We start from the raw sequence: 10,905 nt of genomic DNA, 5'->3' as shown, positions 1-10,905 counted from the left end.
CCCGAGGTAGGACTTGCCGGATCCGGTGAGGTGCTCGTACTGCTCCACGACCTCGCTGTGCTCGAACAGGTCTGGAATCCCGGGGAAGGCAAAGGCCACGGCGAGTTCCTGGAACACGTCGTGGAAGCACAGGAACCACCCCAGATCCACCTCGGGCGGCGCGATGGTGGCCATCTCCCAGTCCAGGACGGCGGTCGGTCGCGTTCCCTCGTAGAGAATGTTGCCGATCCGCGCATCGCCCCAGCTCAGGGCGTCCGGGCTGGTCTCGTCGGGCCAGTGGGCCTCGATCCAGTCGAAGGCGCGGTCGATGACGGGGATCGTCAACCCGTCCTCGCGGGTCGTCCACTCGTAATAGGCCCGCTGCTCATCCACGTGGGCGCGCAGCGCGCTCATGCCGGGGGCGGGGGCGAGCGATGAGACCAACTCGGCGGGCTGTGGGATCTGGTGAATCGCCGCCAACACCGCCAGGGACTCCCGCTGCACCTCCCGCCGCTGCTCGGGGTCCATCTCCAGGAGCCAGCCGTCAAACACGTACGGGGGATTGTCGACCGGGGCGCGGCCGCTTGCCCGGTCCATCACCAGGAAAGGCGTGCCGAGGACGGCGGGGTCCAGCTCGAGCCAGCGGACGCGGGGGACCGGCAGGTCGGTGTTCTCGCGGACCACTCTCATCACGTCGAACTGCTTCTGCAGGTCGTAGACGGGGAACACCGGGAACGCGTCGTCCTGCGGGCACATCCGGGCCACCAACTGCGCGGACTGGCGCTCGCTCGACCCGGCCGGGGTCCAGGCGGCGTCGAAGAGCACCGAGATGTTGGACATCCCCGAGCTCTCCGGCCGGCTCACCGCAGAGACCTCGACCCCGGCGTCGGAGTCGACCTCGTCTCGGCCGGCCAACCAGAGGGTCAGGCGCTCACGGAACTCATCGAGGTCGGCTTCGCCCGAGGTGATGCGTTGGGTGAGCGGCTCGTCGGAGCGCGTCGACGGGGAAGTGGACTCGCTGGACGTCACCTGCGTCGCCTGATCGGTCATGTGGTCGGGACCCTTCGTGCGGACCTGCCGCGCGGGTGGTACCCGCACTCGGATCAGTGTGAGCCACAGCACATGAGGAAATGCTCGAAATGCGCAACCCCGGCGCCGTTCCCGCCGGAGTGAAGGCGCGCGTTGTCGTCGTCGTCATACTCAGGCGTAGAGGCGGACCGCCTGGCGTCTCGTCCGGGGGGTGGGGGTGACGACAAGGGGATCGGTGATCCATCACCAAATGCGTCGCGTCGGTAGCCTCGGATCGCGGGTCGTGCCGACTCGAATTCTCGAAAAGTGAACGCAGAAAAAGGTGTGCAGTTGTCGATCCCCTTGAGCATCCTCGACCTGGTCTCCATCTCCGACGGTTCGACCGCCCGGGAGGGCATCGCCGCCTCGATGGAGTCCGCGCGTCTCGCGGACCGGCTCGGGTACCACCGGCTCTGGTTTGCCGAGCACCACAACACCCCCAACCTCGCGTCGAGCGCCACGGCGCTGCTCATCTCGCAGGCGGCGTCGGTGACGGAAAGGATCCGCGTAGGCTCCGGCGGCGTGATGCTGCCCAACCACGCCCCGCTCATGGTGGCCGAGCAGTACGGCACGCTCGCCAACCTCCACGGCGACCGCATCGACCTGGGCCTGGGCCGCGCCCCCGGAACCGACGGGATGACCGCCCAGGCGCTGAGCCGGTCGTCGGCCGAGCCGCAGGCCTTCGCCCAGCACATCTACGACCTGCAGGCGTGGTTCGGCGAGTCCGGTACCGCGCACAGCACCCCGATCCTCTCGTCGGTCTCGCAGGGCATGGAGGTGCCGATCTGGGTGCTCGGGTCCACCGTCAACGGCGCCTCGATCGCCGGACAGCTGGGGCTACCGTTCTCGCTGGCCTCCCACTTCGCGCCCGACCAGATCGACGACGCCATCCGCGTCTACCGGGAGTCCTTCAGCACCGAGGCGCCCACCGCGCGCATCGACAAGCCCCAGGTGATGGCCGGGATCAACGTGATCGTCGCCGACACTGACGCTGAGGCGCAGCGACAGTTCACGACCCTCCAGCAGATGTTCCTCGACCTGCGGGCGGGGCGGCGGCGCAAGATCCAGCCGCCCGTCGACCCGGAGCAGTTCGCCGGAAGCTCGCCCGGGATGCTCGAGATCAGCGCGGTGGGATCGCCGGAGACCGTCAAGGCGCAATTGGACGAGTTCGTCGAGCGCACCGACGCCGACGAGCTGATCACCGTGACCTACGCGTTCGACCCGGCGGTGCGGAACCGGTCCCTGGAGTTGCTGGCCGACCTCTGGTACTGAATACAGCGGACACCGATTCGGTCGGTAGCGAGGTGGAGGCTGGCATGGATGCCTGGGAGGCGATACACCGGGCCCGTCGAGAGCTGGCACGGGACCTGGCGGGGTTCGATGAGGGGCGATGGCGTCACCCGACCCTGTGCGGGCAGTGGGACGTCGAGCACGTCGTCGCGCACCTCACCGCCGCGGCGTCGGTCGGGCAGTGGGCATGGATCCGCAGCATCGTCCTGGCCGGGTTCCGGCCGGCCGTGCACAACGAACGACGACTGCGCGACCACCTGGGCACCACACCGGAGGACACACTCGACCGCTTCAGAGCCGTGATCGACTCGACCGTCGCACCCACCAAGGACCTGCCCGCCTACCTGGGGGAGGTCATCGTGCACGGCGAGGACATCCGCCATCCGCTGGGACTTCCGAGTTCGAGCGACACGGAGGCGATGACGGAGGTGGCGGAGTTCTACGTGAGCCGCAATTTCACGGTGAACAGCAAGACGACCGCCGCCGGACTGGCCATGCGCGCCACCGACGGACCGTTCCGAGCCGGGGCGGGCCCGGAGGTGGCCGGCCCGACGCTCGCGCTCGTCATGGCGATGGCCGGCCGGCGCAGCCACCTCGACCAGCTCGCCGGCGACGGCGTGCCCCGACTCGCGGGGCGGTTGGACTAACCGCATTTCGGGGACCGAGCTGGTTCTTGGTCCGGTGGGGACTGCGCCGCGGCGCTGGTAGAACGAGGCATGGCCATCGACGCATTCGAACCCCACCCCCTCGTCCGCCTGCTCGGCATGCCTTCGGCGGAGTTCACCGCGAACGCCCTCGTCCGGGCGGTCGAAGAGCTGGGACTGGAGCAGGTGAACCTGCGCTACGTCGGCGGCGACGGCCGGCTCAAGACGCTCGCTTTCCCCATCAATTCGCGCGAGCATCTCCAGGAGGTGCTCACCCGCGGCGAGCGAGTGGACGGTTCTAGCGTGTTTCCCGGGACCGATACCGACGCCAGTGACGTCTACATCGTCCCGCGCCACCGCACCGCCTTCCTCAACCCCTTCGGCGAGCGGACCTCCCTCGACGTCCTGTGTTCCTTCTACCGCGAGGACGGCACTCCGCTGCCGTACGCGCGCGAGCAGGTCGTGCGCCGCGCCGCCGAGGTGCTGACGCAGGAGACCGGCATGACGCTCGAGGCCTTCGGCGAGCTGGAGTACTACCTCGTCAATCAGCCAGAGGCGCTCTTCCCCGTGGAGGAGGAGCGCGGGTACCAGGAGTCGGGCCCCTTCTCCAAGCACGAGCGGGTCCGGGAGCAGGTGCTGGGCCACCTCTGCGCCATGGGGGTGCCGCTGAAGTACGCCCACGGGGAGGTCGGCAACATCCTCGAGGAAGATCGCCAGTTGGTCCAACACGAGATCGAGCTCCAGCCCGTGCCCCTGGAGCAGGCTGCCGACCACCTCGTCCTGGCCAAGTGGGTGGTGCGCGAGGTCGCCTACGCCCACGGTCTCGAGGCGACCTTCGCCCCACTGGTGAGCGGCGACGGTGCGGGCAACGGCCTGCACATCCACAGCCGGCTCGTGCGAAACGGCACCAACACCCTCGTCACCAAGGCGGGAATCAACGACACCGGGCGACGGTTGATTGCCGGTTACCTCTCCGCTGCCAGGGCGCTGTCCGCAGTCGGCAACACGGTCCCCACGTCCTACCTGCGGTTCACCGCCGGCGACGAGTCGCCCGAGGACATCTGCTGGGGGGAGAAGGACCGCACCGGTCTGGTCCGGGTTCCACTGGCCTGGGGTGGCGATGTGCTGGCAGGCATGGTGGCCCACGCCAACCCCGGGAGTACCGAGCCCGTGCCCGAACCGGCCACGCACCCCCAGACCATCGAGTTGCGGCTCGGCGACGGCTCGGCCGACGTCCACCTGCTCCTGGCAGGCATGGCCGTCGCGGCGGCGCGCGGGCTGGGGGATGACGGCAGCCTGGAGGTGGCGGACCGGCTCAACGCCGACACCAATGACGACTTCGAGCAGCTACCCACCTCGTGCGGGGAGGCGGCCGACGTGCTGGAGGCCGAGCGAGAGATGTTCGAAGCCGACGGCGTCTTCCCCGAGCAACTCATCGACGCCCTTCTCGCCGGCTTGCGCGACGCCGACGCCGAGGCCGACGATGTAGCCGGTGGGAAGGGCGACGACGACGAGGCCGCCCGGGAGGAGCTCATCCGCCGTCACTGGCACGTCGGCTGAACATCGCCCGTCGGTGACTAGGAGCGTCGACCCCCTCGCGTCGATGACAGCCCAGGGGATAGGCGGGAGCGAGCGTCGGCAGCTACAGGATGGGGTGACCCTGTGTCGGCGCCGGGCGCCCGTAGGGCGTCCTGGCGCTGGCCTTGTGGTGTTCACACATGGCGCGGAAGTGCTCGGTGGCGTCGAGGGTAGAGCGCCTCCCCTGAGTGGCGGAGAGGTGGCCGTCAGCGAGTTCTGCTGCGGGGTAGACGGCGTCTCGAAGCTGGTCGGCGAGATAATCGGGCCGATTGTGCCAAGCCATGTGGCGCGCGGCGTGAGTTGCTGCAGCATCGACGTCGGCCCAGTCGACAGCCCATCCGGCATGCCGGAACATCTGGTCGAAGAAGACTCGTTGGCTGCGGCTGTTCCCGTCGCGAAACGGGTGGACCAGCGTGAGCTCGGACCAGTGCACGGCGACGGTGTCGGTGGCGGCGTCGGAGTCGGTGGTGCTGGGCGGCCGGGAGGCGATCTAACCGAAAACCCGGTCGAGTTCATCGGCCAGGAACTGCGGCCGGGCGTGGGGGATGCCGAAAGCGGCAGTGTCGCTTGTGCGGAGCTCGCCGGCCCAGGTGTAGACGTCCTGAAGGATGTGACGGTGAATCGCTTGGAGGTGGGCGAGGTCAAACTGGCCCTCGATGGGATGCAGCTCGAGTTGTATAACGCGTTGAAAAGCTGCGGCGCTCTCGGCTGCTGCGAGGGTGACCGGGTCCCGGATGCCGAGCCGATTACGAAGAACCCCCGAGGAGTCCGCGTAAGGATCTCGGGGGCTCATCAACCGAAGTCAGCGGGCGTGTACTGCGGCAGCGATCGCCTCTCGCACGGCGTCGTCGACCGTCAGTTCGCCGGAGAGTTGGCGGCGGGCTATCGCTCGGTCGGTCTCGGTGGGCTCCATTCCTGCCATCCGGTGGCCGACCAGGGCACCAGCGAGAGCTTGATCCGTGGTGGGTCCGATGCGGGTCGACATGGGGTCCTCCCTGGGTCGTCGTCGGGCTTATTCTACCTACTCAACAGTCGATAGCGGCGAGTCGCGACTGACGGAGTTCGCCGATTGTGTCTACGCCGAACCACTCCGCCGCGTGACGGGTGAACTCCGCGGGATCCAGCTGTCCGGCCCCCGCGGGCACCCGGCCGAGCACCGGCACCCCGGTCAAGCGGGGCAGGTCCTCCAGATTGAGGCGCTCGGCGAGGTCAGGGTCGTACGGCCACGATCCGATCACGATCCCGGCGCACCGGAGCCCCCCTGCCTCGATAGCGCGGACCGTGAGCTCGGTGTCGGACAGTGTGCCCAGTCCCGCGCGGGCCACCACGACCACCGCGGCGTCGAGCGACCGGGCGAGGTCGAGCACAGTGAGGTCGGTGCCCAGGCGCACGAGCACGCCACCGGCACCCTCGATCAGGTCGAGGCGGCCGGTCGGGGTGGCGGGCTCCTCAGCAGATGCGGAGGCTTCGGAGGAACCCGCGTCGGCGCCGCCGAGCCAGCGAAGGATCGGCCCGAGGAGCTCGTCGAGCGTCGCCTGTGGCATCCTGGCCACTCGCGCGGCGGTCTCCGGGGCCAGCGGATCCGGCAGGCGCCGCACCTCCAGGACCCGCCGGGCGCCCGACAGTCGCGCGGCCTCGTCCGCGTCACCCGGCTCGCCGGGCGCGAGGCCCGTCTGCACCGGCTTGCAGATCCCCACGTCCAGGCCCGCCGAGCGACCGAGGGCTGCCAACGCGGCGGTGGCGATGGTCTTGCCGACGTCGGTCCCGGTGCCGGTGACGACGACAGGCGCGGCCGCGGCGGTCACGCGTGGACCCCTGTGGAGGCCCCCGCCGAGGCGGGGGAACGCGAGGCCCCGGCCGATCCGAGGTAGGCCGAGGAGTCGGGAAGGCGGTAGCCGTGTTCCTCGAGCACCCGGGCGAGCACGTCACTCGCCCGGGCGAGGTCGGCCCCGGAGATGTCGGCCCGCGCCGTGAGCCGGAGACGGGCTGTACCCTCGGGAACCGACGGCGGTCGGAAGCACCCCACCCGCAGGCCGAGCTCAGCGCAGCGAGCGGCCGCGGCCGCGGCGCGGGACGGATCCCCGAGGATCACCGACACGACGGCCGACCGCGGGCGGTCCGCACCGGTCACCGCGGCCAGGTGCTCGGCCACCTCGAGCACGCGGCGGGCCCGCTCGGGCTCCCGCCGTAACACGGCCAGGGCCGACCGCGCCGCACCCACACTCGAGGGCGCCAGGCCGGTGTCGAAGATGAACGTGCGGGCGGTGTCGATGAGGTGCTCGCGTACCCGCTCCGAGGCCAGGACCACGCCGCCCTGCGAGCCGAGCGCCTTGGACAGCGTCGCCGTGACCACCACGTCCTCGAACCGAGCCAGCCCCACCTCATCGACGAGCCCCCGCCCGCCGGCCCCGCGCACGCCCAGCCCGTGGGCCTCGTCCACCAGCAGCGCCGCGCCGTGCGCCCGGGACGCCCCGTGGAGGGCGAGCAGCGGCGCGAGGTGGCCGTCGGCGCTGTACACCGAGTCGGTGACGACCAGCGCGCGCTCCTCGGTCCGCCCGGCCAGGGCCCGGGCGACCGCCGCGACGTCACCCCTGTCGACGACGACAACGCGCGCCCGCGACAACCGGCACGCATCCACCAGGGAGGCGTGAGAACCCCCGTCCGAGACGATGAGCGCTCCCCGCCCGGAGAGCGCGACCACCGCCCCGAGGTTGGCCGTGTATCCGGAGGAGAACACCAGCGCCGAGGGCTTGTCCGTGAACTCGGCGAGCTCGGACTCCAACGCGGAGTGGTCGCTCGTCGTACCGGTGACCAGCCGCGACCCGGTCGAGCCCGCCCCCCAGCTGCGGGTCGCCTGGACCGCGCCCTCGATCACCTCGGGGTGCCCGCCCAGGCCCAGGTAGTCGTTGGAGGCCAGGTCGATCACGCGGTCGTCGGCGGGCCGGGGTCGCAGCTCGCGGTGCACGTGCCGGGTCGCCCGGTCCTCGGCGGCGGCGTCGAGCCAGTCCAGGGCGGGGGAGCGATCAGATACGGGTCGCGCGGCCTCGGCGGGAACCCGGGTGGTGGTCGGCTGCTGGCTCATCGGATCGCCCCCGCTGCCGCCGTCCCCGCCACTGCTGCACCATGAACCGCGGCCGCACAGATCTGATCGATCTCCTCATCTGTAGAGACCAACGGCGGCATCGTGTAGATGAGATCCCGGAAGGGGCGCAGCCACACGCCGTGTGAGGTGATCGCGGTTGTCGTCGTCGTCATCTCCACCGGCTCCTCCAGCTGCACCACACCGATCGCCCCCAGCACCCGCACGTCCACCACGCCGGGCACCTCGCGCGCTGGCGCGAGTCCCCGGCGCAGGCGCGCCTCGATCTTCGGCACGCGCTCGCGCCACTCGCCGGTCTCGACCAGGTCCAGCGACGCGCACGCCACCGCGCACGCCAGCGGATTGCCCATGAACGTGGGCCCGTGCGCCAGGCCGCCCGCCTCGCCGGCGCTGATCACCTCGGCCACGCGGTCGGTGGTCAGCGTCGCGGCCAGCGTCAGGTATCCGCCGGTCAGCGCCTTTCCCAGGCACATGATGTCGGGCGCGACCCCGGCGTGGTCGGCGGCGAACAGCTCGCCGGTGCGGCCGAAGCCGGTGGCGATCTCGTCAAAGATGAGCAGCGCGCCGGTCTCGTCGGCCAGGCGCCGCAGGTCGTGCAGGTAGTCCGGATGGTGGAAACGCATCCCGCCGGCGCCCTGGACCACCGGCTCCACGATGATCCCCGCCAACTCGTCCGAGTGGCCGCGGATCACCCGCTCCAGCTCGGCGACGTAGGCAGGGTCGTAGTGAACCGGTGGAGCGGGCGCGAACACCTGCTCGGCCACCACGCCTCGCCACATGGAGTGCATGCCACCCTCGGGGTCGCACACGCTCATGGGCGCCAGGGTGTCGCCGTGGTAGCCGCCGCGCCAGGTGGCCAGGCGGGTACGCCCGGGTCGGCCCCTCGAGCGCTGGTACTGGAGTGCCATCTTGGCGGCCACCTCCACCGACACCGACCCCGAGTCCGCCAGGAACACCTTGGTGAGCTCGCCCGGCGCCATCCGCGCGAGCCGGGTCGACAGCTCCACCGCCGGCGCGTGGGTGAGCCCGCCGAACATCACGTGGCTCATCGTGTCGACCTGCCGGTGCGCGGCGGCGTCGAGGTGCGGGTGGCGGTAGCCGTGGATGGCCGCCCACCACGAGCTCATGCCGTCGATCAGCTCGGAGCCGTCCGCCAGACGTAGCCGCACTCCGGACGCCGACGCCACCGGCAGCGGCTGCGTGGACGCCGGGAACCCGCCGTACGGGTGCCACACGTGCTCGGCGTCGGCGGCCAGGAGCGCGGTGGTGGCGGCCTCCTGCGCGGCGCGGCCCAGTACCTCGCTGGCGGTGTCCGGAGCGGTGGTGTCAGTGACGTGTAGCGGGGCGGACATGTCAGGCGTTCGCGGGCTCGCTGGTGCCGGCACCGCGCGTGCGGATGGCCACCTTTTTCTCCTGCGCGACCGGCGCGGCGGGAGTTGTGACGGGGGCGGTGGCGTGGGCGCCCTCGCCGGTCCCGGCGGCATCCTCCATCTGCAGCACCTCGAGGCCGGCGTCGGCGATCATCTGCAGGTCCTCGCCGCCGGGCTGGCCCTCGCTGGTGAGGTAGTCGCCGAGGAACAGTGAGTTGGCCACGTAGAGGCCCATGCCCTGGAGGTAGCCGAGGTGGCGCTCGCGGCCGGCTGCCATCCGGATCTCGGTGTCGGGGGCGACGAACCGGACCATCGCGAGGATGCGCAGGCAGTCGCGCGGGTTGAGCGTGTCCACGCCCTCGAGGGGGGTGCCGTCGAAGGGCAGCAGGAAGTTCACCGGGATCGAGTCGACGCCCTTGGCGCGCAGGTCGAAGGCCAGCTCGACCAGCTGCTCGCGGGTCTCGCCCATGCCGGCGATGAAGCCCGAGCACGCCGAGAGGCCTGCGCCGTGCGCCTGGCTCACGGTGTGCTCGCGGTCGGCGTAGGTGTGGGTCGTGCAGATCTCCTCGTAGTGGCTCTCCGCCGTGTTGAGGTTGTGGTTGTAGGCGTCGGCGCCGCTCGCGCAGAGCTTCTCCGCCTGACCGTCCTTCAGCGCGCCCAGGCAGGCGCACACCTCGACGCCCGGGGTGTCGGACTTGATGGCCTCGATGATGTCGGAGACCTTGCCGACCTCGCGGTTGCTCGGGCCCGTGCCGCTGGCGACCAGGCACACGCGCGAGGCGCCGGCCGCGATGCCCGCCTTGGCCGCGGTGACGGCCTCCTCGGTGTTCAGCCAGGTGTAGCGCAGGATTCCGGCGGTCGAGTTGAGGCGCTGCGAGCAGTAGAAGCAGTCCTCCGGGCACAGGCCGCTCTTGAGGTTGACCAGGTAGTTGACCTTGACCTTGTTGCCGAAGTACTCGAACCGTAGCCGGGACGCGGCCGCGACCACCTCCATGAGCTCGGCGTCGGACGAATCGAGCACGGCGAGCGCCTCGGTCGCGTCGATCGCCCCGCCGCCCTGAATGCGGTCCGCGAGTTCGTGCCAACGGGTGGTCGTGGTGGCCATGGTTCCTCCTGAACGCCGTTCATTGAACGCCGTTAAGGTAACCGGAATCCGTCGACTTGTACAGCGTTCAGGACTTGCGCGGCTCGAACGCGGCGTGCGGGGCGATAAGGTGACCTGTCGTGGCACTCACCAAGTCGGCAGTCGTCGACACTGCGCTCGGTCTCCTGCACGAGGCTGGGTTGCCCGGCATGTCGATGCGCACGCTGGCGACTCGGCTGAACGTCCAGCCGAGTGCCCTGTACTGGCATTTCCCGTCAAAGCAGGCGCTGCTCACCGCCGTCGCCGAACGGGTCCTGGCGGACGTGGCCCCGGTGGAGGCCGGCGCGTCGGCTGCCGACGAACTGCGCGGGGTGACCCGGGCGCTGCGGGCGGCCGTCGCGGGGGTGCCCGACGGGGCCGAGATCGTGGCGCTCGGTCTCGCGGCCGGTGCGGTGAACCCGGTGGTCGACGCGGTCGCACGCACGGGTGCGCGGCACGGGGGTGGCGATCGGGCGGCGGGCCTGACCACGGCGCTCACCGCGTATGTCCTGGGGGTGACGATCGAGGAGCAGACCCACCACAATCTCGCCGCGGTGGACCCCGCGATGCCGCGCGTCGACTACGACTCGCGTTTCAACGAGGGGCTCGAGGCCTTGCTGGCGGGAATCGGCGGCTGACGGCGCGCCCCGGCCGGGCCCGCGCCCCGTCCGGCCCCGCGTCCCGTCCGGCCCCGCTCGCGGGCCGGGCCCGCGCATCGGCCGGCCCCGCGCATCGAAAAGGACGTTCCGCACA

Annotated in this window: 10 protein-coding genes; 5 read left to right on the top strand and 5 right to left on the bottom strand. The window is 70.8% G+C overall.

Annotated features, from left to right (window positions below; all coding sequences use genetic code 11):
- A partial coding sequence (locus tag H483_RS36665; protein ID WP_193746909.1) for a phosphotransferase family protein occupies positions 1–1,029 on the bottom strand: 1,029 nt, incomplete at its 3' end.
- Positions 1,030–1,338: 309 nt separating this feature from the next.
- Between H483_RS36665 and H483_RS36660 the strand changes: the two genes are divergently transcribed.
- The 4 genes from H483_RS36660 (at position 1,339) to H483_RS40635 (ending at position 5,598) form a co-directional block, all read left to right on the top strand.
- Entirely contained in the window at positions 1,339–2,319 is a 981-nt protein-coding gene (locus H483_RS36660; RefSeq protein ID WP_031265281.1) for an LLM class flavin-dependent oxidoreductase, read from the top strand.
- Positions 2,320–2,363: 44 nt separating this feature from the next.
- A complete protein-coding gene (locus tag H483_RS36655; RefSeq protein ID WP_017838383.1) occupies positions 2,364–2,984 on the top strand; it encodes a maleylpyruvate isomerase family mycothiol-dependent enzyme in 621 nt (206 codons plus the stop codon).
- A 69-nt stretch (positions 2,985–3,053) separates the two neighbouring features.
- Entirely contained in the window at positions 3,054–4,541 is a 1,488-nt protein-coding gene (locus H483_RS36650; protein WP_017838382.1) for a glutamine synthetase beta-grasp domain-containing protein, read from the top strand.
- A 217-nt stretch (positions 4,542–4,758) separates the two neighbouring features.
- Positions 4,759–5,598, top strand: a complete 840-nt coding sequence (locus H483_RS40635; RefSeq protein ID WP_371204882.1) for a hypothetical protein — start codon at positions 4,759–4,761, stop codon at positions 5,596–5,598.
- Here the strand turns inward: H483_RS40635 and bioD are convergent.
- The 4 genes from bioD to bioB are packed head-to-tail and all read right to left on the bottom strand — an operon-like array spanning position 5,585 to position 10,134.
- Entirely contained in the window at positions 5,585–6,364 is a 780-nt protein-coding gene (gene bioD / locus H483_RS36635) for an ATP-dependent dethiobiotin synthetase BioD (protein WP_017838378.1), read from the bottom strand. The genes H483_RS40635 and bioD overlap by 14 nt on opposite strands.
- On the bottom strand, positions 6,361–7,641 hold the full coding sequence (locus tag H483_RS36630) for an 8-amino-7-oxononanoate synthase (protein ID WP_017838377.1): 1,281 nt from the start codon (positions 7,639–7,641) through the stop codon (positions 6,361–6,363). The genes bioD and H483_RS36630 overlap by 4 nt, the downstream gene beginning before the upstream one ends.
- Complete coding sequence (locus H483_RS36625) at positions 7,638–9,011, bottom strand: adenosylmethionine--8-amino-7-oxononanoate transaminase (RefSeq protein ID WP_017838376.1); 1,374 nt, start codon at positions 9,009–9,011, stop codon at positions 7,638–7,640. Before H483_RS36625 ends, H483_RS36630 begins: the two co-directional genes overlap by 4 nt.
- A gap of 1 nt (position 9,012) precedes the next feature.
- Entirely contained in the window at positions 9,013–10,134 is a 1,122-nt protein-coding gene (gene bioB, locus H483_RS36620) for a biotin synthase BioB (RefSeq protein ID WP_017838375.1), read from the bottom strand.
- Positions 10,135–10,253: 119 nt separating this feature from the next.
- Here bioB and H483_RS36615 point away from each other — a divergent pair, with 119 nt between their 5' ends.
- Entirely contained in the window at positions 10,254–10,790 is a 537-nt protein-coding gene (locus tag H483_RS36615; RefSeq protein ID WP_017838374.1) for a TetR family transcriptional regulator, read from the top strand.
- Positions 10,791–10,905: the final 115 nt, after the last annotated feature.

Origin of the sequence: Dietzia sp. UCD-THP, from assembly GCF_000349585.1 — a bacterium.
GTDB classification, from domain to species: Bacteria; Actinomycetota; Actinomycetes; order Mycobacteriales; family Mycobacteriaceae; genus Dietzia; species Dietzia natronolimnaea_A.
Note: the sequence above shows the minus strand (reverse complement) of the source record. Positions and strands in the feature narration are given on the sequence as shown.